Raw genomic sequence first — 23,716 nt, 5'->3', positions numbered from 1 at the left:
TTAAGCCCTCCGCCACTGCTTGATTCGCCCTAACTGGCGGCGAAATTCAGGCGACTGCAGCAGCAGGATGACAATGATGGCAGCGGCCTTTATCAACAAATTAAACTTCGGCGGTACACCGCTGAGAATAATTGTAATGGTCAGTGCCTGAATGATAAGCGCACCGATGATGGACAAAAACAAAGAAAAGCGCCCACCCATCAGTGAGGCACCGCCGATCACCACGGCCAAAATGGCGTCCAACTCCAACCACAGACCCGCGTTATTGGCATCACTACCACCGATGTCGGCGGCGGCGATCATACCGGCAAGGGCAGCGCACAAGCCCGAGAGGCAATACACCATCAACTTGATCAGCTTGTCATTAATACCGATGTAGTGGCTGGCGCTGGCGTTGGCCCCCACGCCTTCGACAAACAAGCCTAAGGCGGTGCGCCTCATCAGCAGTTGCACCAGTACAAAGGTGATAATCACGAGAATAATGGGAAAGGGTAAACCGAAAAGATAGCCCACCCCGAGAAACTCGAAGCCCTCGTGATGAAAGGTCACGATCTGCCCTGAGTTTATCAGCTGGGCCACGCCGCGGCCGGCCACCATCAGAATCAAAGTGGCGACAATCGGCTGAATACCAAAGTACCCCACCAAAAAGCCGTTGACAAAACCTGCAGCCAAACCAGCGAGCAGGCCGCCACCGATCACAAGAAACACACTGTCGACACCACTGACAATCAACCCGGCACTTACCGCTCCGGCAATGGCCATGACCGAGCCAACCGACAGGTCCACGCCCCCGGTGGCAATCACCAGGGTCATGCCGATAGCCAGCAGCGCGACAGGCGCCGCCCGATTAAGCACATCAATCAAACTGCCGTACAGACGACCATCCTTGATTTCAATACTGAAAAACTCCGGCGCAATTAACACATTGGTCAGAAGCAGCACCAGCAAACCGGCCACGGGCCAAATGCTGCGTCGCAACTGAGGGGATAGGTTTTGATAATTCATAGTCAACTCGCCTGGGGCTGGCCGGCGATGGCCTGCATAATACGTTGTTGGGTGATCTCGTTGCCCGACACCTCGGCCACTTTGCGCCGGTCGCGCATGACAATCACTTTGTCGGAAAACTCCACCAGCTCATCCAGTTCGGACGAGGCCACAATCAGCCCGAGGCCTTGAGCGCAAAGCTGGCGAATCAGTTGAATGATTTCAGCGTGGGCCCCCACGTCGATACCGCGGGTGGGCTCATCCAGCAACATCAAGCGGGGCTCAGCCGCAAGCCAGCGCGCCAAAATCACCTTTTGCTGATTGCCACCGCTCAACTGATTGATGGGTTTTTCAATATCGCTGGTGGCAATTTTCAGTGCCTTGACATAGCGCTCGGCCAGCTCGCGCTGCTTTTTCATGGGAATATAGCGCCACCAGCCGCGCTTGTTCTGCAGCGCCATGATCATGTTTTCACGAATGGACATAGGACCGAAAATGCCGTCTTTTTTGCGGTCCTCCGGGCACAGGCCCAGCCCGGCCACCACCGCCTGGCGCGGATTCGTAAAGCGCACATGCTGGCCATTGAGTTCCGCATCGCCGGCCACCAGGCCGTCCACACCAAACACCAGCTTGCACAGCTCGGTGCGGCCAGAACCGAGTAAGCCCGCAAGGCCCACTACCTGTCCGGCGCTGACGCTCAGATCCAGAGCCTCAAGTGCTTGCGAGCGCGCACCCTTTAGTTCAAACAGTTTGTCGCGGGACTCGGCGTCGGCGTGCTCAATTTTTTCATGCACCGCTTTTTCCAGCGCCTTGCCGAGCATATGACTCACCAGATCTTGCTGGCTCAGGCTCGCCGCCTCAAACTCGCCCACCAGCGCTCCGTTGCGCAATACCGTGATTCGGTCGCAGACGGCGTACACCTGATCGAGAAAGTGGGTCACAAAGACAATCCCGATCCCCTTGTCGCGCAGCTCGCGCATAATTTTAAACAAAGAGGCGACTTCGTCGGCATCGAGGCTCGCGGTGGGCTCATCAAGAATTAACACCTTGGCGGACATAGACACACCGCGGGCAATGGCAATTAACTGCTGAATCGCCACCGAGTAAGTATTCAGAGCGGCGGTCACATCCAAGTCCAGCTCGTAGCCCGCGAGCAGCTCGCGCGCCTCGCGGTTCATGCGGCGCCAGTCAATGCAGCCAAAGCGTTTCGGCTCAAGACCCAGGAACAGGTTCTGCGCCACCGTGAGGTTCGGCAACAAGTTCACTTCCTGATACACGGTGCTGATCCCCAGGTTCTGAGCATCACCGGTATTAGCGGGGTGAATCGGCTTGTCTTCCAGCGATATGTCACCACCATCGCGGCGGTAGACGCCCGTCATGACCTTGATCAAGGTTGACTTACCGGCGCCATTCTCACCCAGTAGTGCGTGAATCTCGCCTTTGCGCAGAGTGAAGTCGACCCCGTCCAGCGCTTTTACTCCGGGGAAGGTCTTCACCACTCCCCTGAGCGCCAGTAGCGTATTGTCCGTGTTCATAAGATTACCTGAAGCCGGCACCAAGGCCGGCTGACTGCAGAATTAGTTGGCTTGGCGTTTCTCGTACTCAGCTTTAGCGTTTTCCTGAGTAAAAACGCGCCCATCCATCACCATCCACTTTTCGAAGTCGCGTTTGCCGCCCAGGTAGGCTTCAATGACGTCAAACGCGGGGCCACCTAGGTGGGGGCTCATTTCTACCGATGCGTTGACTTCACCGTCCAGCAGGGCCGTAAAAATATCGTCCACCGCATCCACCGACACCACGAGAATATCCTCGCCCGGCTTGAGGCCCGCTTCTTTGATCGCCTGAATAGCGCCCAGGGCCATTTCGTCGTTATGGGCCCAAAGAGCACACAGGGCTTTGCCGCCCCCCTCAGCTTTAAGGATACTCTCCATCACCTCTTTGCCCTTGGCGCGGGTGAACTCTGCAGTCTGCGAGCGCACAATGCTGGCCTCTGGGTGCTTGCCAATCACTTCGTTAAAGCCTTCCATCCGCCCAATCGCCGCACTCGAACCCACTGTGCCCTGCAACTCGACGATGTCGCAACGCCCGTCCGTCGCCTCCATCAGCCACTGCGCGGCCTTGCGCCCCTCATCGACAAAGTCGGGGGCAATACGGGTGATGTACAAACGATCATCGGTAACGGCCACGTTGCGATCGACAATGACCACCGGTATACGAGCGCGCCGCGCCTCCATCAGCACAGGCCGCCAACCGGTTTCCACCACTGGCGCCACTACGATGGCGTCTACGCTCTGGGCAATAAAACTGCGAATAGCTTTGATTTGGTTCTCCTGCTTTTGCTGGGCATCGGAGAATTTAAGATCGATTCCACGCTTCTCGGCCTCAGCCTTAACCGACTCGGAAAAAGTCGTGCGCCAACCACTTTCTGATCCGACCTGAGAAAAACCCACGGTTAGTGCGCTGGCCAGCTGCGAAGCGCCAAGCAGGGACGCAAGCGCAAGGCCCATCAGTGTCTTATTCATATCTGCCTCTTCTGTCTATTGTCGTTATTCAGGTAAGTATTGCATTAACATAATTGTATTATAATAATTTATTAGGCACAATCGGCTCGGACATGAGAAAAAATGCTCACGAAATCATCAACTTGCAAGCACCAGACATAATTTTGCAATTTTCTCAGTCAAAGCGTTGACAAGGCAAATGGCTGCCATTATAGTGCGCGTCCTCGGGTTGTGGCGCCAGCCATTCCGGTATGCCCAGGTGGTGAAATTGGTAGACGACGTACAGGATTGTACTAGTGTCACGTAAAGCAGGAGGCTGATAGTGACCACGCGCAGCGTGTCGGCAAGACCGCGATCAGCGAAGAACCAATCGGGCTTAATCACCGCTAACCATCTGCCCAGGTGGTGAAATTGGTAGACACGCTAGCTTCAGGTGCTAGTGGCCTTACGGTCGTGGAGGTTCAAGTCCTCTCCTGGGCACCAAACATTAAAAGCCTCGATCTTTAATCGGGGCTTTTTTCCATCTACTCCAAGGCGATAAATGCGACTCCGCACGTCAGGCGGCTCGTAAAATTTGAATGTTTACGCTACGCGGAGCATTTGGAATCAACCCCCAGAGAATTGACTTTACCGCTCAATCGGTTAATTTAACCCTTTCACCTCTGGTTTATTCCTAACACCATGACCGATGTAAACCGCTTTCTGATGTGGAGGCTCGCCCCCATCTTCCCCGTTTAATCGGGGTGCCGTCCGGCACTCTGTGAGTTTTGCTGTCCGTAGTGTTTACTTTTGTTGTGCCCAAAGCCCAAGGCCTTGTTGGTATTGTTGGGATGGGCCGTCTCTAACTGGAGCAACCATGCCTAGAAAACCCAGTATTATGGTGGCGCAGGATGTCTACGACACGCTGTGCCGAATGATTGATGCCCGCGACGGCGATGCGGCCGCGGAGCAACTGCTGAATGAGCTGGAGCGCGCCCGCAGGGTCAAGCCCGCCAAGCTGCCCGAGGATGTAGTGACGGTGAACTCCAAAGTCACCTTTACCATTCAGGAGACGGGGAAGACCTTCACTTACCAACTGGTGTATCCCGGAGATGCCGGCAAGCACGATGAGGCGCTGTCAGTGTTCAGCCCGGCAGGCAGTGCACTGCTGGGTCTGCGAACCGGACAGAGTATCGACTGGTCGTTAAAGCAAGGGCAAAAGAACACGATTGAAGTCAATCGAGTTGAACCACCTGAAATCACCGCAAATTGAGTCGATAAGCGTCCCGCGCCAGGGGGATGTCAGAGCAGGACGCGTGAATCGCGAAAGCCTCGCAGACGGTCAGCGCTGCCCCGCATAGCCGAGCCACGCCAAATCAGATAAGGGCGGTTTACCGCCGTCCTGTTTTTTGCACACACTCAAGTCCAAACAACAGCGCGAGTGCGCATTTTCAAAATGCACAGCTAAGAGTTATATCTCAGCCAGGGCCTTTGCCATCCGCTGCACCATGGCGAGATTTGTTTGCCGGCGTCCCTGCGCCCCGCTAAACCCAAGCCGCGATACCGCTTCAGGTGATTGTTGCTCCGGGCTAGAACAGGAGGCATGCACAGAAGTCAGAGGCATGACCTCTGCCAAAGTGTGCAGATTGTCAGGGTTGATACCACTGCCCGGCATGATCTCTATGCGGCCGTCCGCCTCGGCAACCAGGCTGGCCAAGAGCGCCTTGCCCGCGAGGGCGGTGATTTGTTGGCCACTGCTTAAAATTCGGTTGAAACCAAGGGCAATGGCCGCTTCCAGCGCCGCGTATGGATCGGGCGTAACATCAAAAGCGCGATGCAGAGTGAGGTCCATACCCTCGGCGGCCACGACAAGTTTTTCCAGAGTGTTCTGATCGAGCGAGCCGTCCTCACAGGTTGCGCCGAGCACCACGCCCTGCATGTTTTCCTCGCGCGCCAGAGCAATCTCATCGAGCATCAGCTGTACCTCAGCCGCGCTAAAGCAAAAATCACCCTCGCGCGGGCGAATCATGACATGGGCTGGCATGGATTGCGCCGCCGCAAACCGCATGAACGCGCGCGTGGGTGTAAGGCCCCCTATCGCCAGGGCTGAACACAACTCAACTCGATCAGCGCCACCGCGCTGGGCGCGAACAAGCCCCTCGGGGGTATCTACGCAGACTTCAAAGGTGATTTTTGGCACTCACACGTCCCCGAATGTTCTGCCAGGCCGCAGAAAGGCCGCACCGACAAGCCCTGCGTTTTTGACATGCTGCGCCTGAACCACCAGCGGGCGGTCATAGTGAGCCAGGACCATAGTGCGCACCTTGGCATCGATTTTTTCAACAAAGTCATGAGCGTTCGCCAAGCCACCGCCTACAGGCACTGAGCCCGGGCCGAATGCATTGACAAAAACGCTCAGTGCGCGCGCGACTATTTCTGTACACACTTCTACCGTTTTGCTCGCTGAGGCATCACCGGTACGCCATTGATCGAGTATCTGCCTGGCATCGAGCTCGGCACCGGTTAAAGCTCTGTGCACATTTTCCATCCCCCGGGCGGCGCCGACGGTGTCCAGGCAGCCCGTTTGGCCGCAACCACACTGAAAATAACCCAAAGACTCCACCAGCCCCCCCGCCGTTGGATCGACAATGGGGCCGTGCCCCCACTCCCCGGAAATCCCGCCAAAACCCGTCACCAGTTCGCCGTTCAAGACCAAGCCGCCGCCGACACCTGTGCCCAGAACAATCGCCAATACATTGCTTTCGCCTTTCGCGACGCCGACGTGTGCCTCTGCCAGCGCCAGACAGTCCGCATCATTGGCCACCAGAACCGGTAAGTTGATCCGCGCTCGCAATAACTCGGAAAGGTTTTGGTCTTTCAGGTAGGGAATATTCGCAATGGTCAGTGCGCCTGTTTTGGGATGAACAAGGCCGGTAATGGAAATAGCGACGAAGTCTTGTTGCTCGGCTGGCGCGCTCTGTACCATCTCCGTCAAGGCCGACAAAAACCTCTCCAGTGAATCGCCTGGCGTGGCACACTGCCCAGAGATTTGAACAATGCCCTCGCCGTCGGGCCAGCCAGACCGGATGTTTGTGCCACCTATGTCAAAACAAACAGGCATCTACCTACTCCGCTACTTAGGGCCTGTTGCACTCACGCGCATTGCCCAAGACTGTTAAATCACCCCCAAACGACAAAAAAGCCCCAGCTTTGCAGCCGGGGCTTGTGGCGTTGGCACGCGGCAAAGTGTGTTTACTCGACGGTTACCGTGCCTTTCATCAACGCGTAGTGACCTGGGAAAGAGCAGAGGAAGCTGTAATCGCCGCCCACTTCCAGCTGCGCCACATCGAAGGTGACAGAGGTGCTCTCGCCGCCGCCAATAACCTCAGTGTAAGCGATAACGCGCTCGTCACCGGGTTTAACGTAGTCGTTTTCCAGGCCAGCTGACATGCCGTCTTGCGCCACGGCCTGCAGATCGGCGGTTTGGGTCAGCACCCAGTTGTGGCCCATGGCATTGGCGGGCAACGAACCTGAATGAGTCAGGTTGACCGTGAACTGCTCGCAGGACGACGAGATGGTGATAGCGTCGGTATCAAAGCGCATCTGATCGGTGCTGTCGATGGTGACAGAGCAGTCATCGGCCTGGGCGGCAGAGCCGATCAGCGCCAAAAAGCCAACAGATACCAGGTATTTTACAACTTTCATAAACCTCTCCTCACATGTCAGGAAGCACAATTACTCCCGGTTAAATACGGCCAGCGGATGGGTAGTGATCACCGCCAGTTGCACCCGGCTGCCGGGCTCGGCGCGGGTTTCGTGACTGGCACGCACCTTCACTTCGGTGCCGTCATCAAGGGTCACCGCAAAGAGCCGGGCACCGCCCTCGTAGCGCACCCAGGCAATTTCGCCGTTGCCACCCCCGTCGGCCACAGGTATCAGCGATACATCGTCCGGACGCAGCAGCAAATCCACAGCGCCAGTCGCGCCGTCTACGGGCGTACCCGGTGCATCGCCAATGGCGGTGCGTACCCGCCCCTGCTCTAGATGGCCCGGGATAAAACTGGCCTCGCCCAGAAAGCGCGCAACGAAACGGCTGGAGGGCTCGGAAAAGCAGGTCTCGGGCGTGTCCAATTGTTCCAGCTTACCGCTTTTTAAAACACCGACTCGGTCACCGACCGAGAGCGCCTCTTCCTGGTCGTGAGTGACCCATATGGCGGGCACGCCAGCGGCTTTAAGCGCGTTGCGGATTTCCCAGCGCAGGTTGTCTTTCAGCGCCGCATCCAGATTGGACAGCGGCTCATCAAGCAGAATAAATACCGGCTCGTGGGCCAGGGTACGGGCAAGAGCCACACGCTGCTTTTGCCCGCCCGACAGTGTTGCCGGCTTGGCATGGCGAAGCGCACCAAGGCCCAGCAGCTCAATCCAGTGATCGGCAAGCGCTCTGTCTTTCAGGCGGAAATTGACGTTTTGCTGCACGGTTAAATGGGGGAAGAGGGCAAAGTCCTGAAACACCATACCCACATTGCGTTTTTCCGGCGGCACCGGCTTTTGCGCGCTGGCGCTCCAGGCGCCCAGTGTGATTTCACCTTCACTGATGGGGATCAGCCCGGCCAGCGCTTGCAAAATGGTGGTTTTTCCACAGCCGGTGGGGCCTACCAGCATCAGGATTTCATCGTCTGCCAAAGCCAGATTCAGCTTGTCCACCACACGGGTGGAGCCGTAGTCGACCGACAAATTACTTACGCTCAGCATTACTTGGGCCCGCTCTTGGTAACTTCAAACTCACTGCGTCGTTCACCGGACAACATCAGCGCCAGCCCCAGGCCGGACATCAACACCAGCAATAACCCCGGTACGGCAGCGCGACCAAAATAACCTGCCTCGTACACCCGCCACAAGTAGGTGGCGAGGGTTTCAAAGCCGGTAGGGCCGAGCAGCAGAGTAGCCGGCAACTCGCGCATGGCCTCGAGAAACACCAGCGCCGCGCCGGCAATCATACCGCGTAACGTTAACGGTAGGGTGACCCGGGTAAAAGCCTCGCGCGGTGAGGCGCCCAGCAGCCGCGCCGCCTTCACCAAGCTGGCATCCAGGCTCTCGGCCGACGAGCGCACCGAGCCCACGGCCAAAGGCAAGAAACGCAGCACATAAGCGAGCACCAACAGGCCCAATGTTTGATACAAAAAAGGCAGCTGCAGTCCGACGTACACCAGCGCCGTACCCATGACGATACCCGGCACGCCAAAGCCAAAATACGTCACCCGCTCCATCAAACGGCCGGCGCGCCCGCTGATCGCGGCGTGAGCGACAGGCACAGCCAACACCACGGCGACTATGGCGGCAAGAAAAGAGGCGTAGGTGGAATTCCAGGCGTAGCTGAGCTCGAAGCCCGCGGCGCCCTCACGCACCAGCCACAGGCCAAAGATCCCCAGCGGCAGGGCAATGGATAAAAGGGGCACTGGCGCAGAGGCGGCAAGCATCAGGCCGCTGCGCCAACGCGAGGGCCAGAGTGTCAGACTGCGGCCGGGCCGCTCGCGGGTGACTTTCACGCGCGACTCGAGAAACAGCACCAGAGCGACAATCACCAACAGCTGTAAAGACAACATGGCCGCCTGACTCAAGCCAAAGGCGTTGTACTCCACATAAATCACGCGGGTAAAGGTATCCAGGCGCATAATGGCCGGGGTACCAAAATCCGACAGGGTGTAGAGCGCGGCCAGCAGAGCGCCGGCGGCAATACCGTTGACCACCCGGGGCAGCACCACTTTCCACAGACTCATACCCAGCGACATACCCAATGTGCGGGCGGCGTTGACCAGACTGGCGTCCAGACTCAGTAACGAGGCGCGGGTAGTGAGCAGCACAAAAGGATAGGTGTAAAGCGTCATTACCAGCGCCGCCCCGGGCAAGCCGTAAAACGCAGGCGTGGGGATTCCTGTAAGGTTATTGATCTCGCCGCCGGGGCCAAACGCGGCATACAGGGTAAAGGCACCTATGTAGCTGGGCATGGCCAGAGGCGCGGCGAAGACAATCAGCCAAAATTTGCGCCACGGGATATAAGCGTAGGCGGTAAGCAGTGCCAGAGGCACGCCGATAAGCACCGAGCCCAGCACCGTTAGACCCATAAGCGCCAGGGTATTGGCCAGCACTTTCAGGTTGTGGGTGTCGAATAGCTGCGCAGTATCGCTGGCGAGGGCAAACAGCACCCCCACTGGCACCAGCGCAAAGAGCGCTATCAGCAGCGCCAGCGGGTAGGAACCGGGCAGTCGGGTCATAGCACCCCGACGCTGCGCATCAAGTCCAGGGTTGGCCGCAAATCGGCTAGCCGGGTCAGGTCCATTTGCGGCGGTGATATGCTGGCAAGTGGGGGCAAACCTTCGGGTGGGCTTACGCCGGCCACCAGCGGAATTTCGTAAGCCTCGCTGGCCAGGTAAGACTGCACCTCGCGGGTCAACAAATAGCGGATAAAGTTGATGGGCAAAGCGCCCTCACTCAGAGCCAGAATGCCCGAAGCATTCACCAGGCAGCCAGCGTCATTTTTGCTAAAGGCTAGGTCCACTTTCGCATCTGGCTTGCCGGCTTTCAGGCGTAGGGTGTAGTAGTGGTTGGCAAAGCCCACATCGACCTCACCGCGCTCCACCGCCATCACCACACCCAATTCACCGGCGTAGTTTTTTCCGCGCTTGTTCATGGCTTTGAGCCACTCGGCCGTAGCCTTCTCACCCTCGAGCAAGCGCATGGCGGTAATAAACGATTGAAAAGACGCGTAAGCCGGTGCCCAGCCAATGGACAGGCCGCTGTCGGGCAGCGCCATCACACTGTCGGGGATTTTATCGGCGCTGAGCTTTTGAGTGTTGTAAGGCAGAGTGCGAATACGCCCGGTCACGGGAGACCAGTTGTCGTAGCGAAAGCCCTCTTTGAGCTGGCCTGTCAGATCCGCCGGCAGGGGCCGGGCCAATCCGGCATCGTTCACCAGACCTATGGCACCAGAGTCCACTGCCCAGAAAATATCTGCCCGGCGCACACCGGCCTTGGCCTCGGCGACAATGGTGTTGGCCAGCGCCGCCGTGACGCCGCGGCGAATGTTCAGGGTAAATTTCGGATTGCGCTTTTTAATCGCCTCGAGCACGTTTTCGTACAGCCCGCCTTCACCGCGCCCTAGATAGAGCGTCAACTCCCCCTCAAGCGGCGGAAGATCGTCCACCGAGAGCGCGGTGGCGCCAGCGGCCAATGCGCGGGCCAAGGGCAAGCTGCCCAGGATGCCGGCGCCGGCCAGAGTCTGTAGAAAAGTTCTGCGTTGCACTAAAAAACGTCCTTACGTTCTTCTTCCGCTTTCTGCAAAAGCGCTTTGGCGCGGTCGAGTTTGGTGTGCATAGCACTCACCACACCGCGCACATCATCCACGCTGCCGTTGCCAGAGATCGCCTTGGGCAGGGTGACGTTAAAGTCTTTTTCGAGCGCTTCCACCAGCTTGGCGTCCTGTTCAATCAGGGCCCCTTCCACGCCCTCAAAGAGGTTCAGGTAGGTGTCGTGAACAATGCTGGTGGCCTCTTCGGGCAACTGCTCGGCGTACTTGGCGACCACCCGATCCAGACGGTGCTTTACCTCATCCAGGGTCCCTGTGAGAGTGGTAGGCAGAGTCTCTGTGGTCTTGACCTGTGCCAGCAAGCCGCGCTGCTGATATTGGGCCGCCAGTTTAACCGCCCCGAGGGCCTGCCACAACGATTGCTCCAGTGCCGCCTGTTCGGCGCGTACTTCGGCCACGGGCTTTTCCGCATCAATGGCTTCTTTCACGCCGTACAGGCCCTGCCAGATGTTGGCGTAAATCGGCACATAGTTCACTTCAATGGCCGAGTGAAAGATCACCGATTCCCAAATATCCACCACCTGGTCCGACTCGGCCGCCTTAGCGCCTTTGGCCTCGTAGGTGTTCACCATGATATCGATTCGCTCGATAATCCAGTTCACCTCTTTGGTGTACTTGCCGAGGTTATCCTGCAGATGATTGACGTGTTCGCCAATGGCGCCATTGGCCGACACCTGCACCGCTGCCAACAGCAGGGCGGCGGCACACAAGGCTTTGTGACAGTTTCGCAATAAAACTTTCATAAAAAATTCCGTTAATAAGACTTGACCCCGCAAATGATACTTATTATCAGGAAGCTCGTAAAGCAACACCGGCGCCCGTCGCGTAAAGAAGCGAAAGCAGAGCCGCGCGAGTGGATACCCGCTCTATCGGCGTGTCATTATTCGCGCTCGGCAACTGGCAGCAGGGAGAATTCGTGTGAAAACCGCCACCGTCCTCTATCACATTGACTTTGAGCAGCTCGGCACTTGGGAGAGCACCTTGGAAGAACAAGGCTTTCGGGTGGAATACCTGAACGCCTGCACTGAAAAGCTGGCCGACATCGACCCTCTGGCGCCGGAGTTACTCGTGATCCTCGGCGGTCCTATGGGCGTTGACGACGGTCACCTTTATCCCTATCTCGACACCGAACTGGAGTGGATTCAAAAGCGCCTGGAGCGCAAAGCGCCACTGCTGGGGATTTGCCTGGGGGCGCAGCTCATCGCCAAGGCACTGGGGGCGGAGGTCAGCCCCATGAAGCAAAAGGAAATCGGCTTTGCGCCTCTGGAGCTGAGTCGCGCCGGTGCCAACTCACCGCTGGCACTGCTCGGTGACACCCCCGTGCTTCACTGGCATGGCGACCAGTTTGCTGTGCCAGAACAAGCCGAACTGCTGGCCAGCAGCGCCCAATGCCCACATCAGGCGTTTCGTGTCGGCAACAAAGTGCTCGCGCTCCAGTGCCACCTGGAGGCGGACCCGAGGCAAATCGAGCGCTGGCTGGCCGGCCACGCCTGCGAAATCGCCGGCGCCGGCATTGACCCTCGCATCCTGCGTCAGCAGGCAGGGCAGGCCCGCGAGTTGGCGGCCAAATCCCGCGCGGTGCTCACCCAATGGCTGGCACAGTGTGTCTAAGTCAGGTCGACATCGCCCACAGATGCGCGGCCACCAGAGCGCGCCAAGGGGTGAAAGCGCGCAGCCACCGCTCGGTATCGGCCTGGCTGATGTCATCCCTACCGAGTAATCGGGCCAGATTGCGGCGCACGGCGACATCGCCATGCAGTGAGGCATCCAGCCAGCCAAAACCGCGCAAAAGCGCATAGTTGACCGTCCAGGGACCTACGCCGGGTAAGGCCAACAAGCACTCCCCCAGCGCCTCAAGGGACTCGGACTCACTCGTGCGCACCTCGGGTAACTGGCCAGCTTCAAACCACTGCGCCAAGGCCACCAGTGCGCGCCACTTGCCCCGCGACAAACCAGCCGCCATAAGGGCCTCGGTATCGGCTTGCAACAAGTGCGCGGGCGCGGGAAAGCACCAAAGACCACTGCTGTGTTTTACCTCGCAGGCGAGAATCAGCCGGCGGCGAATGGCCGTGGCCGCGGTCACGCTGATTTGCTGGCCAATGATCGCCCAGGCGATGGCCTCAAACGGCGTTAAAGTCTGAGGGATACACAGGCCCGGGCGGCGAGCGATCAGCGGCCCGAGCTTAGGGTGAGAACACCAGGCGGCATTAAACGTTTGCACGGGTTGATCGAGCCCGAGAGCATGGCGGCTGAGACGCTTGAGTTCGGCCTTGAGCTTAGCCGGCGCGATCTCCCCCGCGCCATCGAGCGCGAGGCGAACCCGTGCCTGGTGGGCGGTGAAAAACCACTCCATCAGCGCTGGCCGTCCGCGCCAGACAAAGCCTTTGCCGACACGCCCGGAGGCTATCCGCTCGGCCACCGACTGGCGGTCCCGGCCATGAAAGTCGACAAAGGCGCTCTGATCATAGCCGGCGGGCAACCTCAGACGGTATTCAGCGTACACCTTGACGCTCGCGCTCCAGCAACTCGCGTTTGCGCGCTATCCCCCAGCGATAGCCGGATAAGCCGCCATCGCTGCGCACCACCCGATGACAGGGCACGGCCACCGCCAGCGGGTTGGCAGCGCAGGCACTGGCCACAGCGCGCGCACCGCTCGGCATACCCAGAGAAGTCGCCAGCTCACGGTAACTGACTGTCTGCCCCGGCGGCACCCGAACGAGTGCCTCCCAAACCCGGCGCTGAAACGCGGTGCCGCGAATATCCAGCGGTAACTCGTGCCCCAGGGCGGGGGCTTCAATCAGGCCAATCACTTGCGCGACCGTCTGCTCATAGCGGGCATCCGCGCCCACCAGCTCGGCCGCGCGAAAGCGCTGCTGTAAATCGCTTAGCAGAGTCTCGGGATCTTCACCTAACAATATGGCGCACACGCCTTTTGTCGACTGCGCCACCAGAATATGGCCGAGGGAACACTCCGCCAGGGCAAAGTAAATCGTCACCCCCGGCCCGCCCTCGCGGTACTGGCCCGCTTGCATTCCCAACATACGGTTTGACTCCTCGTAGAAACGGCTGCTGGCGTTATAGCCGGCCCGGTAAATGGCATTGGTCACACTTTCGCCTTCGCACAATTGCTGACGCAGGCGGGCCGCGCGCACTTCGCGGGCGTAAGTGTGTGGGCTGAGCCCCACCACCCGGGTAAAGCTTTTTTGCAAATGCTGTGGGCTGACGCTCAGCTCCTCGGCAAGCTCAGCGAGCGTGGGAATTTGCTCGCTCATCTCGAGCCTGCGGCAGACACACGTCACCGTCTGCAAAATACCCGATGAGCCTGGCAACTGCTGCGGCTGGCAGCGCAGGCAAGCCCGGTAGCCGGCCGACTCGGCCTGCGCCGCCTGCGCAAAAAACTGCACATTGCGCCTTAGCGGTCGGCGGGCACCGCAGGATGGGCGACAGTAAATGCCCGTGGTTGTAACGGCGTAAACGAACTGGCCATCGGCCGCTTTATCGCGCTGGAGCAACGCCTGCCAGCGCGCATCGGTTTCCCGCACGCCGAGCACTGGCATTGCCTTGTCATCTGGAGTTTGTATCATGGCTGTATAGTGCGCGCTCTTTGCTCGGCCGTCACTCCGAATCTTGTGCCCAAATTCCCGTTTGGCGTGCTATCTGTTATAAAGGGGCTGTTTCCCCATCCAGCAGGAACCTGAGTTGTGACACCCTACGATTGGATCAATATCGGCGCCGCCGTCTGGCTGTTTGTGGCCTGGATTGGTTATGCCCGCTTCGCCCGGCGTAGGGCGCGCACTGATCACTGCCTGGCCTCGGTACTGCACGTGTACCGCAAAACCTGGATGATCGAAATGCTCAGCCGCCAGAACCGCATTGCCGATACCGCGCTGATTGCCAGCCTTGAGCGCAACGTGTCGTTTTTGGCGTCCACCTCGATTTTAATTATCGCGGGCCTGGTAACCATTATGGCCTCCATCGACAAAGTCTACATCACCCTCAGTGCCCTGCCCTTTGCCAATGACAATATGACCCCGCGGCAAATGCAGCTGAAAGTGATCCTGCTGCTGTTGGTTTATGTGTACGCCTTTTTCACCCTAACCTGGGCTTTACGCCAGTACGGTTTCTGCTCGATTTTATTCGGCGCGGCGCCCGCGCACGATGCGCAAATCAGCGAGGAAGACCGCCGGCGCTACGCGGTCAGCACGGCAAAAATCATCGATCAGGCAGGCCACAGCTATAACTACGGCTTGCGCGCCTACTATTTTTCCCTGGCCGTCTTGCCCTGGTTTTTTAATACCTGGTTGTTCATCGCCGCAGTGGCCGTGGTGGTAGGCGTTCTCTACCGCCGGGAGTTTCACTCCACCACGCTGCGCGCACTACTGCGGGAAATTAATCAGCGCGAGAGTCAGGATACGGCCGCCGATCATCCGCTGGTAAGCACTCGCTCAGATAAAGACTTCGAGTAGCTCACTAACACCAAGGTCAAAACCACGACTCGCTCAGGCTAAATCCGAAGCGGAGACATCAATACATGTTAATCGGCTGACTCAACCCTTGAGCGCAGCCGCGCATTGACCGAGGTTGCCAGACCGTGGCGGCGGATAAGCTCGGCCAGCCTCTCAATTCGCTCATTAGACAATTGGCGGTAGTCAAGATAAGGCGTGACGATCTGTCGGTGAGCGACATCAATGGCGAAATGCGCATCCAACCATTCGAGCTGATTCAAACCCAGCGCTGCTGCATAGGTTTTCCCCGCGACAATATGCAGTCGCTCACCTCCAGCCGGCGGGGTAAACAGGAGGGCGCAGCCAGAGCCCGCTTGCAGCAAGTGCTTGTCCCGGTAATCCTGCCAGCGGCTTGGCCAGTGAGAGGCTGGCCCCAGGGCATAGAGACACTTGGCATAGACACTGAAGAGCTTGCGCCAATGGTTGCTTGAATTGGCGACTATGTGTTGTAACTCACCCGGCGCCAATGGCGCTATGCGCTCCAGCGCCGGGTAGTGATCAAGCGCCGGACGATTGGCAATGCAAAAGGCCAAGGCATAGTCGGGATCGCCCAGGCCGGCCGGTGTTACCAAGGCAAAACCTGACCATTGGAGTGCCAGAAGGTACCGGTGGTGGCCAGCGTCAGCTCGTCAATGCGCTGCATCAAACGTTCGGCCGCCTCATCGGGTGTAATATCGCCGTGACCACCGATCATATCGGTACCCACCAACCCCGGATGCAAAATCGCCACGGCAATACCGCGGCCTTTGAGATCCTGGGCCAGTGACATGGCCGCCGCGTTCAGGGCGGCTTTTGACATACGGTAACCGTAGCGCCCGCCGCTGGTGTTGTCAGTGATAGAGCCCATACGGCTGGTGATGACGGCCACCTTGGCTTGCGGGTTGAGCTGCCCCACAAGGGCATCGGTTACCCGCAGCGGTGCCAGTGCATTGATTTCAAATTGCTCGCGAATGGTCTCGGGGTCGAGATTGCCGAGTTGCTCGTTGCGCAAAATACCGGCGTTGTTGATCAACAGGTCAATGCCGACGCCGTCGAGACCATCCAGCAAGGTCTTGAGTCCAGCCTCTGTGCTCACGTCGACCCCATCAATGATGCGGGCATCGGAACCCTCCAGCTCGGGCGAGGCGCTGCGGCAGGCGGCGTAGACCGTATACCCCTGTGCTAGATAATGTTGGGTAAACGACAAACCAATACCGCGGTTGGCACCGGTAATCACGACAGTCTTGGACATGGGAACCTCTTTGTTTGTGCGTTAAACCGCTCTAATGGTGGTGACCGCGAGGTTTATCAACCCCGGCGGCCTGTTACCATAGAAACTGACCCAAGAGATTACACCGGATTACGCAAAAGGAGCGCAACCTATGTGCACACTGGTTATCGGTGCCGGCGGTCAAATCGGCCGGCTGATCATTGAGCAACTGTTTCAAAAGGGGGAGACACCGCGGGCCATGGTGCGCCGCCCCGCCCCTGAGCTTGAAGCGCTGGGCGCAGACACGGTGCGCGGCGACCTCGAAGGCGATTTTGTCCACGCCATGGAGGGCTGCGACAGAGTGATTTTTACCGCGGGCTCCGGTGCTAAAACCGGCGCAGACAAGACCATCCTGATCGACATGTGGGGCGCCATAAAAGCTATGGACCTGGCCCGTCAAGTCGGCATCAAACAGTTTGTTATGATCAGCTCGCGCGGCGCTGAAGATCCGGACAATGGCCCCGCCGCCATCAAGCACTATTCGGTGTGCAAAAAAATCGCCGATGATTACCTTCTGGCATGCGGCCTGCCCTACACAATTTTGCGCCCCGGGCGACTGTTAAATGAGCCCGCCACCGGCGGCTTTAGCACTCATATGCCCGCGGACAAAGAAGCTCAGATTATTACCCGCGAAGACGTTGCCGCGGCCTGTGTCTACTGCCTTGGCAACCCGGCGACACTCAATCGCATTTATCCGCTGGTAAACGGCGAGTCGCCGCTGGAAGAAGCGCTTAAATCAGCGGACTGAATAAGTGGGTGATGTTTTCAAAAAACCGTGAAACGGCGCTGCGCTTGCGCCATAGCTCAGCGCTGAGTTTTTCCGCATCCTCCCGATACTCAGCCAGAAGCCTTGATAAATCGCAAACGGTAGCGCGATCGTAGATGATCATGGTCATCTCAAAGTTCAGCCAAAGAGAGCGTAAATCGAGATTGACCGTGCCAAAAAACGCCAGGCTTTCGTCGACAATGATGGCCTTGGTGTGCAGTAAACCGGCGCGATAGGTATAAATACTGACCCCTGCCTCAAGCAGCCCGGCAAAGTATGAATGGCTGGCGTGACGCACCAGAAAAGAATCCACTTTTTCGGGCACTACCAGGTGCACCCGCACCCCGCGCCGGGCGGCAATTTTCAGGGCCTGCTCCAGAGCCTCGCCAGGGACAAAATAAGGAGTAACGATATCTACCGATTTACTTGCGGCGTATATCGCCTGTAAAAGAGCGCTGAGGATACTCTCCTTGGCCGCATCGGGTCCGGAGGGTGCGATTTGCACCAACGCCGGAGAAGTGTCAGCGGGAATCTCGCCATCGAGTAGCGGCAGAGACTCGTCGCACTCGATGTTCCAGTACCAGCGAAACACGGCATCGAGCACACACACGCTCGGCCCTTCAATCCTGGCCATTACATCAATCCACTGCCCCACACCGGCATCGGCCTTGAAGAACGCCGGGTCGATGAGGTTGAAGCTGCCCATATAGGCCACGCGATCGTCTACCACCAGGGTTTTACGGTGATTGCGCAAGTCGTAGCGAGCCAGCTGCCAGGGCATAATGCCAATGGGGCAGGCTTTTACCAAGGTGATATTGGCCACTCTTAAACGCCGCGCCTGCTCGGAGGAAAAAAACTCCGAGCTGCCCACCGCATCGAGCATCACCCGGCACTGCACTCCCCGCGCCGCCGCCTCGAGCAGTGCATCCACCACCCGGTCCGCCAATCCACCCGGATACCAGATGTAAAACTCCATATGACAAAAGCGCTGGGCGCTGGCAATGTCGGCCACCAGTGCATCGATGATGTCTCGGGCTTGCTGCAGAAACCGGATTTGGTTACCACCGAGAGGCGGTATTCCGGAGGTGCGATACTCCAAGATGGCCAGCGCCTGGCTGGCCGGGTGGCACTCGGTCCAGCTTAGGGGGTCTTCCTGAGGGCCGTTACGCCTGGCATTGACATAGGCCAGCCGCAGGCGGGTACTGCGCTGCGAGCGCTTTACCCCTAAAAAACGTTCGCCAAACAATAAGTAAAGCGCCACTCCCACGTAGGGCAGGAGCACCAACACCAACAGCCACGCCAGAGACACGCCCACCGGTAGCCGCTGCATAATTACCCGAACGGAAAAAGCCACCACCAGCAGCAAATGCCCCCAGACTAACACCTGTTGCACAATACTCAGTATGAGTGACAAACATTAGCTCCCTGTTATTTGAGGCCAACAGGCCGGCACAAGACTAGTACCTAAAACCGCGACGCGAACCACCACCCCTGGGCAAATCGCGCTATCATAGGGGCGGCTCGAATGGCTCAGTGTACCACGCCCCGTAGCCGGTTCAGGAACTGTCAAAGGAGACTGTATGTTCTATCGCAACCCACTGCTCTTGTGCTCTGCCCTACTTTATGTCAGCACTGCCCAAGCGGCAAATTTACAGTTTATGGGGCGCAGTGTCGCCAGCGAAATGACCGAAACGGAGGTCGCTTCTTTCAAAACCACAATTGGATCAGCACTGAACGATGCCCCCGATCAACAGACCATCCACTGGCAGTCGCCCGACTCGCCGCTGCAAGGACGCATCAAAGTCAAATACAGTTATGAAAACAGCGGCACCGAGTGTCGCAAGGCCATTTTGGATTTGCGCAACGATGAACAGCGGCGCGACTTTTTTCACGTTGATGTGTGCAATAACGCCGGCAAATGGCAGGTCACCGAGACTGCCGCGAGTCAATTTAGCAAAGACGACTGGACCAGCCTCGGCGAAGCTTTCGCCAAGGCGGCCGATAGCCTGCCAAACGATCAAACCGCCGAGTGGGAGCGCAGCGGCCACCAAGCCCGAATTACCCCGCTGAGCAGCCCAGTTGATGACTCTCACTGCCGGCTGATGAGCATTGAGCTAACCGACAGCAAAGACGCTCACGCCCAGGGAGTGTATACCTTTTGCAAAGAACAGGGACAGTGGCGCCGCAAAGCCCGATAAGCTAAAGCTGAGGCTCCACCGGTAAAAAGCGCAACACGCCGGCCAGAGCCCGGCGCCACCAGCTCGCCTCTGGTTCGCGATCAAAGGTCTGCCCTGTGGCCATATCCTGCCAGACGACTTTGCCATCGCGCAGGCTCACCCGGTAAGCGATATTATCCAGCAGCGGCGCCACGCCCTGCAGCAGCTTCACGGCCAGTTCAGGGGAATCGATAAGCACTCCCATTTCCGTATTCAACCAAGCGGAGCGCGGGTCGAGGTTAAACGAACCGATGAAGACCCAGCGCTTGTCGATCACAAACGTCTTGGCGTGCAGGCTCGAGGCAGAAGAAATACTCCAGGCCTTTGGCGCAATACTGGGCTTTGCCTTGACCTCAAAAACGCTCACCCCCGAGCGCAGTAAATCCTCGCGCCGCTTGGCATAACCGCTGTGCACAGCGACCACGTCGGTCGCCGCCAGGGCGTTGGTCACGACACTAACCTCAACACCTTTTTCTGCCTGCTCTCTGAGCAGCTGCGTGCCTTGTTTGCGCGGCACAAAATAAGGGGAAATCAAAAACAGCTCGCGTTCAGCGCGACTGAACGCTCCCAGCAAACGGTTGATCACAAAGGCGCTGCCCGACTCTCTAGCCCGCATCGCCTCAAGATCGGGTTTGTCGACCCAGAGCTCAATGTTCGCCCAGTGCAAGGGCAACTGGCCTTCATTCAACCGTGCCATAAATCCGGTGTTGACCAGCGCATCGGCGTAAGCGCTGCCTTCCAGCGCCGCAACCGATTGCTGTAAAAGTTTCTCCGCCCAGGCATGATGCTGACGGTCAAGCGGCTTGTGGTCGCTCAGTGTTGCAAACGAGTACACCAGTTCGCTGTTCCAGTAGCGGTCAAAAGCGCTGGACACTTCTCGCACCACAGGGCCGAGCAAGAGCGCGTCCATGTCGCCAAAATTTATCGACTGGTTTGCATCAAAGTACTCATCGCCTATATTGCGCCCGCCTACGACCGTGGCGAGGTTGTCCGCAGTAAATGACTTATTGTGCATGCGGTGATTGAGCCGGCCAAAAGAGCTGGCCAGCTGCCAGACTCTGGCGGCGCGCCAGTAAAAAGGGTTGTAGAGCCTCACCTCGATGTTGGGGTGGGCATCGAGCACAGTGAGCGGGAAGTCGTCCTGCCGCTTTTCCATATCGTCCAGTAGTAGGCGAACGCGCACCCCGCGCTCGGCGGCCTGCCAGAGAGACCAAGCCAGCAACACCCCTGTGGCGTCGCTATGGAATAAATAGTATTGAACATCCAGGCTGTGGCGCGCACTTTCTACCAGAGTCAGCCGGGCGGCGAATGCGTCAATGCCCTGAGGCAGCACATGCACACCCGAATGCGCCGCCTGAGCCGCCGACTGCTCGCGCGCCCTGCGCTCCACTACAGCCAAAGGCGCATCGGCTGCAGGCTCGAGCGCTACCGAGGTCGCCGTCACAGGCCGCCTGTCCGGGGCGCTGGCACAAGCGCTGACAACCAGCATGCCAAAGACCAAGGTCACGGCGCGAACCAGGCGGTGCGGGTATCCGAATGTGGTGTGCGTCTTCACTCGCAAAGCCTGGCCCCTATTTACTGGTGTAATACCTGAGTATAGCGTCAAGTGATCACAACTCTTTTTACCCGTGGCGCCCGGGCTCAGTGAGTGCTCTTTCGCACCACCAGAAACAGTGAGTCACCGGCTTTAGGCTGCCAGCGGTATTCGGTTTCAAAGCCGGCCTCTCGCAGCGTATCTTCCAAGGACTGCTCGCTGAAAAAGCGCACCAGCGGCAGAACGCCTATGAGCCTGCCAAACCCCAGCAGCGGGCGCCACCAGGTCATGCGATCACCAAGGCAGACATTGGTCGAGACAAACACCCCTCCGGGCTTTAACCACTGATAGACCTTGGCAATCGCCGCCTCCTTGTCATCCAGCAGGTGCAAAATATTGTGCGCCATGACCACATCGAAACTCGCCGGCTCAAACGCCAGCTCTTCGATTGTCGCCTGCTGAAAGCTGACATTATCCGCCGCCTGCGCTTGGCGTTTTTGTTCGGCAATTTCCAGCATTTTGCGGGACACATCCACCGCCAGGATGCTCTTAGTGTAGGGAGCATGAGCTAAAGCTGTGGTACCGGTACCACAGCCAAATTCAAAAACCTGGCAGTCTTTGGTAAAGAACTCGCGGGTTTTTTCCAGCTTGTGCTGATACTGCTCCTCGCTGGGTACCGCCTGCCTGGCGTACCGCTTGGCGATAAAATCCCAAAATTTTAAGTTGCGTCTGACCATACGGCATCCCTAGTTAGTAACCTTTATATCCCAAGCGATTCGCGCGACTGTTATTGTTTGTCAGGAGTCTCAGAGGGTCAACTCAAAAAGGTATAAAATTACCTATTTTTGGCGAAATCAGCACCAAAAGCGTAGCAACCTACCCTTTACAACGAAATATTAAAGGTATTAAAATACCCAAAATCGCGTGACTCCACCCCAATGAGGTATATTTTTACCCATGACAAAGATCACCAACACGCTTACCGACACAGCCGTGGCCGAGGCGCTCTTTGAGCGCCTGGAAAACCGGCGCAAGGCCATGAGCATTACCCAGGCCCAAATGGCCGAAAGAGTGGGCGTGACCCCAAAAACCTACCGCAATCTGCGCCAGGGACACAGCAGTTTACTGATTTTTATTACGGTGCTGCGTCAACTCAACCTGTTGGAATCCCTGGAGTCACTGATTCCACCAACGCAGCAACGACCAACAGACCTGTGGCAGCGCGAACACGGTCAAAAGCATCGCGCAGGCAGCGGACGCATCGCCCAGGCGCTGGCATCGCGCCAGAAGCTCAAAACCGAGACCCCGGAATCATGATTGCCAAAGCCTGCAAAGTCGAGTTTATGGGCCTGGAAGTCGGCACTCTCGCCCAACCAGACGACGCCCCCTGCGCCATGTTTGAATACAGTCCGCAGTGGCTGGCGGAGGGCTTTTCCGTGGCCCCGCTGCACATGCCGTTAAGCCGCGCCGTCTATCAGTTTCCGCATCTTCCCTCGGAAACCTACCGCGGGCTTCCCGCCGCCTTTGCTGACTCCCTGCCCGACGATTTTGGTAACGCGCTCATCAACGCCTGGCTGGCCCGACAGGGACTGGATCAGGCGCAGTTCGGCGCCATTGACCGTTTGCTGTACACCGGCACCCGGGGGATGGGCGCTCTCGAGTACCAACAGGCACTCGAGCCTTTTGCCAATCGGGCCGAAGCTCTGCAAATGACTGAACTGGTACACCTCGCTCAGCAAGTGCTCAACCAGCGCGGCCAGGTGCGAGTGAACGCCGGACAGGATCATGCCATGAGCCATCTTCTACAGGTTGGCACCTCCGCCGGCGGTGCCCGCCCCAAAGCCGTTATTGCGGTCAACGCAGATCGCACACAAATCCTTTCCGGACAAGTGGAGGCGCCGCCGGGCTTTGAGCACTATTTGTTGAAATTTGACGGAGTCGTTGAGTACCGCCAAGACCGGGAAACCTTTGGCGACCCGCAGGGCTACGGCCTGATGGAATACGCCTACTACCTGATGGCACTCGACTGCGGCCTCGATATGTCACCCAGTGAGCTGCTGGAGGAAAACGGCCGGGCTCACTTTATGACCCGTCGTTTTGATCGCGAGCGCAACCAGAAATACCACATACTCACCCTGTGCGCCATGGCCCACGCCGACTTCAAGCAGCCGGGGGCCTTTAGCTACGAAGAGCTGTTGAGCGTCGCCCGTCAACTGAACCTAAGTGTGGAAGAGCAGCGACAAATCTACCGACGCATGGTGTTCAACGTCATTGCCCGCAACCACGATGACCACACCAAAAATACGGCCTTTTATGTGGACGACGATTTGCGCTGGCGCCTGGCACCGGCCTACGACATCGCCTATAGCTACAAGCCCGGCTCACCCTGGGTCAACAGCCATCAGCTGAGCATTAATGGCAAGCGCGATGGCTTTACGCGCGGCGATTTACTGCAAGTGGCCAAACTGATCACCCGCTTCAACGACAGGCAGGCCACTGCCGTAATTGACGAGACCATTGCTGTGATCGCCCAGTGGAAAGACTACGCCAACCGGGCAGGCGTGTTCGCACCCTTCGCCGATGAGATCTTTGCCAACTTGCGACTGCAACTCTAGCGCC

General features: G+C 58.1%; 24 protein-coding genes and 1 tRNA gene. 8 read left to right on the top strand and 17 right to left on the bottom strand.

Annotated elements, in window-relative coordinates:
• Genes QWI16_RS02965 through QWI16_RS02955 form a run of 3 tightly spaced genes read right to left on the bottom strand, consistent with a single transcriptional unit; the run spans position 1 to position 3,506 of the window.
• Entirely contained in the window at positions 1 to 1,005 is a 1,005-nt protein-coding gene (locus tag QWI16_RS02965; protein WP_302711243.1) for an ABC transporter permease, read from the bottom strand.
• A gap of 2 nt (positions 1,006 to 1,007) precedes the next feature.
• Positions 1,008 to 2,519, bottom strand: a complete 1,512-nt coding sequence (locus tag QWI16_RS02960; RefSeq protein WP_302711242.1) for a sugar ABC transporter ATP-binding protein — start codon at positions 2,517 to 2,519, stop codon at positions 1,008 to 1,010.
• Between the two features lie 42 nt (positions 2,520 to 2,561).
• Positions 2,562 to 3,506: an ABC transporter substrate-binding protein gene (locus QWI16_RS02955; RefSeq protein ID WP_302711241.1), complete on the bottom strand. Its 945-nt coding sequence runs from the start codon at positions 3,504 to 3,506 to the stop codon at positions 2,562 to 2,564.
• 375 nt (positions 3,507 to 3,881) lie between these two features.
• Here QWI16_RS02955 and QWI16_RS02950 point away from each other — a divergent pair.
• Together QWI16_RS02950 and rnk are read left to right on the top strand one after the other, a co-directional pair.
• A tRNA-Leu gene (locus QWI16_RS02950) sits at positions 3,882 to 3,968 on the top strand.
• A gap of 373 nt (positions 3,969 to 4,341) precedes the next feature.
• Positions 4,342 to 4,737, top strand: coding sequence for a nucleoside diphosphate kinase regulator (gene rnk, locus QWI16_RS02945; RefSeq protein WP_302711240.1), 396 nt, complete (start codon positions 4,342 to 4,344; stop codon positions 4,735 to 4,737).
• Between the two features lie 198 nt (positions 4,738 to 4,935).
• Here rnk and QWI16_RS02940 read toward each other — a convergent pair whose 3' ends face one another.
• The 7 genes from QWI16_RS02940 to QWI16_RS02910 all read right to left on the bottom strand — a co-directional run bounded on the left by QWI16_RS02940 (position 4,936) and on the right by QWI16_RS02910 (position 11,570).
• A complete protein-coding gene (locus tag QWI16_RS02940; protein WP_302711239.1) occupies positions 4,936 to 5,664 on the bottom strand; it encodes a copper homeostasis protein CutC in 729 nt (242 codons plus the stop codon).
• Complete coding sequence (locus QWI16_RS02935; protein ID WP_302711238.1) at positions 5,665 to 6,585, bottom strand: ROK family protein; 921 nt, start codon at positions 6,583 to 6,585, stop codon at positions 5,665 to 5,667.
• Positions 6,586 to 6,716: 131 nt separating this feature from the next.
• Positions 6,717 to 7,169: an azurin gene (gene azu, locus QWI16_RS02930; protein WP_302711237.1), complete on the bottom strand. Its 453-nt coding sequence runs from the start codon at positions 7,167 to 7,169 to the stop codon at positions 6,717 to 6,719.
• Between the two features lie 30 nt (positions 7,170 to 7,199).
• Positions 7,200 to 8,216 (bottom strand): ABC transporter ATP-binding protein, encoded by a 1,017-nt coding sequence (locus QWI16_RS02925; RefSeq protein WP_302711236.1) that lies wholly within the window; start codon positions 8,214 to 8,216, stop codon positions 7,200 to 7,202.
• Positions 8,216 to 9,736 (bottom strand): ABC transporter permease, encoded by a 1,521-nt coding sequence (locus QWI16_RS02920; protein ID WP_302711235.1) that lies wholly within the window; start codon positions 9,734 to 9,736, stop codon positions 8,216 to 8,218. Before QWI16_RS02920 ends, QWI16_RS02925 begins: the two co-directional genes overlap by 1 nt.
• Positions 9,733 to 10,764 carry an extracellular solute-binding protein gene (locus tag QWI16_RS02915; RefSeq protein WP_302711234.1) on the bottom strand — a complete coding sequence of 344 codons (1,032 nt, stop codon included), beginning with the start codon at positions 10,762 to 10,764 and terminating at the stop codon, positions 9,733 to 9,735. Before QWI16_RS02915 ends, QWI16_RS02920 begins: the two co-directional genes overlap by 4 nt.
• Positions 10,764 to 11,570: a hypothetical protein gene (locus QWI16_RS02910; protein WP_302711233.1), complete on the bottom strand. Its 807-nt coding sequence runs from the start codon at positions 11,568 to 11,570 to the stop codon at positions 10,764 to 10,766. The genes QWI16_RS02915 and QWI16_RS02910 overlap by 1 nt, the downstream gene beginning before the upstream one ends.
• Positions 11,571 to 11,745: 175 nt before the next feature.
• Between QWI16_RS02910 and QWI16_RS02905 the strand changes: the two genes are divergently transcribed.
• Positions 11,746 to 12,438 carry a glutamine amidotransferase gene (locus QWI16_RS02905; RefSeq protein ID WP_302711232.1) on the top strand — a complete coding sequence of 231 codons (693 nt, stop codon included), beginning with the start codon at positions 11,746 to 11,748 and terminating at the stop codon, positions 12,436 to 12,438.
• A gap of 1 nt (position 12,439) precedes the next feature.
• On the opposite strand, the gene QWI16_RS02900 is transcribed toward QWI16_RS02905, so the two are convergent.
• The gene (locus QWI16_RS02900) at positions 12,440 to 13,330 is read right to left on the bottom strand and encodes a DNA-3-methyladenine glycosylase 2 (protein WP_302711231.1); all 891 of its coding nucleotides are present in this window, start codon (positions 13,328 to 13,330) and stop codon (positions 12,440 to 12,442) included.
• Positions 13,320 to 14,411, bottom strand: a complete 1,092-nt coding sequence (gene ada, locus QWI16_RS02895; protein ID WP_302711230.1) for a bifunctional DNA-binding transcriptional regulator/O6-methylguanine-DNA methyltransferase Ada — start codon at positions 14,409 to 14,411, stop codon at positions 13,320 to 13,322. The genes QWI16_RS02900 and ada overlap by 11 nt, the downstream gene beginning before the upstream one ends.
• Positions 14,412 to 14,528: 117 nt before the next feature.
• Here ada and QWI16_RS02890 point away from each other — a divergent pair, with 117 nt between their 5' ends.
• Entirely contained in the window at positions 14,529 to 15,293 is a 765-nt protein-coding gene (locus QWI16_RS02890; protein WP_302711229.1) for a DUF599 domain-containing protein, read from the top strand.
• Between the two features lie 68 nt (positions 15,294 to 15,361).
• Here QWI16_RS02890 and QWI16_RS02885 read toward each other — a convergent pair whose 3' ends face one another.
• Together QWI16_RS02885 and QWI16_RS02880 are read right to left on the bottom strand one after the other, a co-directional pair.
• Positions 15,362 to 15,904 carry a DUF6942 family protein gene (locus QWI16_RS02885; protein ID WP_302711228.1) on the bottom strand — a complete coding sequence of 181 codons (543 nt, stop codon included), beginning with the start codon at positions 15,902 to 15,904 and terminating at the stop codon, positions 15,362 to 15,364.
• Positions 15,898 to 16,563 (bottom strand): SDR family oxidoreductase, encoded by a 666-nt coding sequence (locus QWI16_RS02880; protein WP_302711227.1) that lies wholly within the window; start codon positions 16,561 to 16,563, stop codon positions 15,898 to 15,900. The genes QWI16_RS02885 and QWI16_RS02880 overlap by 7 nt, the downstream gene beginning before the upstream one ends.
• 130 nt (positions 16,564 to 16,693) lie before the next feature.
• Between QWI16_RS02880 and QWI16_RS02875 the strand changes: the two genes are divergently transcribed.
• On the top strand, positions 16,694 to 17,329 hold the full coding sequence (locus tag QWI16_RS02875) for an SDR family oxidoreductase (protein ID WP_302711226.1): 636 nt from the start codon (positions 16,694 to 16,696) through the stop codon (positions 17,327 to 17,329).
• Here the strand turns inward: QWI16_RS02875 and cls are convergent.
• Complete coding sequence (cls, locus tag QWI16_RS02870; RefSeq protein ID WP_302711225.1) at positions 17,313 to 18,761, bottom strand: cardiolipin synthase; 1,449 nt, start codon at positions 18,759 to 18,761, stop codon at positions 17,313 to 17,315. The two genes, QWI16_RS02875 and cls, sit on opposite strands and share 17 nt — an antisense overlap.
• Positions 18,762 to 18,927: 166 nt before the next feature.
• On the opposite strand from cls, the gene QWI16_RS02865 reads away from it, so the two are divergent.
• Positions 18,928 to 19,545, top strand: a complete 618-nt coding sequence (locus tag QWI16_RS02865; protein WP_302711224.1) for a hypothetical protein — start codon at positions 18,928 to 18,930, stop codon at positions 19,543 to 19,545.
• A gap of 1 nt (position 19,546) precedes the next feature.
• On the opposite strand, the gene QWI16_RS02860 is transcribed toward QWI16_RS02865, so the two are convergent.
• Both QWI16_RS02860 and QWI16_RS02855 read right to left on the bottom strand, forming a co-directional pair.
• Positions 19,547 to 21,118 carry a phospholipase D family protein gene (locus QWI16_RS02860; protein ID WP_302711222.1) on the bottom strand — a complete coding sequence of 524 codons (1,572 nt, stop codon included), beginning with the start codon at positions 21,116 to 21,118 and terminating at the stop codon, positions 19,547 to 19,549.
• 86 nt (positions 21,119 to 21,204) lie between these two features.
• On the bottom strand, positions 21,205 to 21,834 hold the full coding sequence (locus QWI16_RS02855; protein WP_302711220.1) for a class I SAM-dependent methyltransferase: 630 nt from the start codon (positions 21,832 to 21,834) through the stop codon (positions 21,205 to 21,207).
• 220 nt (positions 21,835 to 22,054) lie between these two features.
• On the opposite strand from QWI16_RS02855, the gene QWI16_RS02850 reads away from it, so the two are divergent.
• On the top strand, positions 22,055 to 22,414 hold the full coding sequence (locus tag QWI16_RS02850) for a helix-turn-helix domain-containing protein (protein WP_302711219.1): 360 nt from the start codon (positions 22,055 to 22,057) through the stop codon (positions 22,412 to 22,414).
• Positions 22,411 to 23,712, top strand: coding sequence for a type II toxin-antitoxin system HipA family toxin (locus QWI16_RS02845; RefSeq protein WP_302711218.1), 1,302 nt, complete (start codon positions 22,411 to 22,413; stop codon positions 23,710 to 23,712). Before QWI16_RS02850 ends, QWI16_RS02845 begins: the two co-directional genes overlap by 4 nt.
• The last annotated feature ends 4 nt before the right edge of the window (positions 23,713 to 23,716 follow it).

Source organism: Gilvimarinus algae, from assembly GCF_030518215.1.
GTDB classification, from domain to species: Bacteria; Pseudomonadota; Gammaproteobacteria; order Pseudomonadales; family Cellvibrionaceae; genus Gilvimarinus; species Gilvimarinus algae.
This window is presented reverse-complemented; position numbering and strand designations above follow the sequence as displayed.

What these genes read in the sequence shown, in the direction of transcription:
- QWI16_RS02935 (WP_302711238.1), bottom strand. Translation starts at nt 6,585, where the DNA reads ATGCCTGTTTGTTTTGACATAGGTGGCACAAACATCCGGTCTGGCTGG.
- rnk (WP_302711240.1), top strand. Translation starts at nt 4,342, where the DNA reads ATGCCTAGAAAACCCAGTATTATGGTGGCGCAGGATGTCTACGACACG.
- QWI16_RS02875 (WP_302711226.1), top strand. Translation starts at nt 16,694, where the DNA reads ATGTGCACACTGGTTATCGGTGCCGGCGGTCAAATCGGCCGGCTGATC.
- QWI16_RS02955 (WP_302711241.1), bottom strand. Translation starts at nt 3,506, where the DNA reads ATGAATAAGACACTGATGGGCCTTGCGCTTGCGTCCCTGCTTGGCGCT.
- azu (WP_302711237.1), bottom strand. Translation starts at nt 7,169, where the DNA reads ATGAAAGTTGTAAAATACCTGGTATCTGTTGGCTTTTTGGCGCTGATC.
- QWI16_RS02880 (WP_302711227.1), bottom strand. Translation starts at nt 16,563, where the DNA reads ATGTCCAAGACTGTCGTGATTACCGGTGCCAACCGCGGTATTGGTTTG.
- QWI16_RS02865 (WP_302711224.1), top strand. Translation starts at nt 18,928, where the DNA reads ATGTTCTATCGCAACCCACTGCTCTTGTGCTCTGCCCTACTTTATGTC.
- QWI16_RS02925 (WP_302711236.1), bottom strand. Translation starts at nt 8,216, where the DNA reads ATGCTGAGCGTAAGTAATTTGTCGGTCGACTACGGCTCCACCCGTGTG.
- QWI16_RS02920 (WP_302711235.1), bottom strand. Translation starts at nt 9,736, where the DNA reads ATGACCCGACTGCCCGGTTCCTACCCGCTGGCGCTGCTGATAGCGCTC.
- ada (WP_302711230.1), bottom strand. Translation starts at nt 14,411, where the DNA reads ATGATACAAACTCCAGATGACAAGGCAATGCCAGTGCTCGGCGTGCGG.
- QWI16_RS02850 (WP_302711219.1), top strand. Translation starts at nt 22,055, where the DNA reads ATGACAAAGATCACCAACACGCTTACCGACACAGCCGTGGCCGAGGCG.
- QWI16_RS02855 (WP_302711220.1), bottom strand. Translation starts at nt 21,834, where the DNA reads ATGGTCAGACGCAACTTAAAATTTTGGGATTTTATCGCCAAGCGGTAC.
- QWI16_RS02910 (WP_302711233.1), bottom strand. Translation starts at nt 11,570, where the DNA reads ATGAAAGTTTTATTGCGAAACTGTCACAAAGCCTTGTGTGCCGCCGCC.
- QWI16_RS02960 (WP_302711242.1), bottom strand. Translation starts at nt 2,519, where the DNA reads ATGAACACGGACAATACGCTACTGGCGCTCAGGGGAGTGGTGAAGACC.
- QWI16_RS02845 (WP_302711218.1), top strand. Translation starts at nt 22,411, where the DNA reads ATGATTGCCAAAGCCTGCAAAGTCGAGTTTATGGGCCTGGAAGTCGGC.
- QWI16_RS02965 (WP_302711243.1), bottom strand. Translation starts at nt 1,005, where the DNA reads ATGAATTATCAAAACCTATCCCCTCAGTTGCGACGCAGCATTTGGCCC.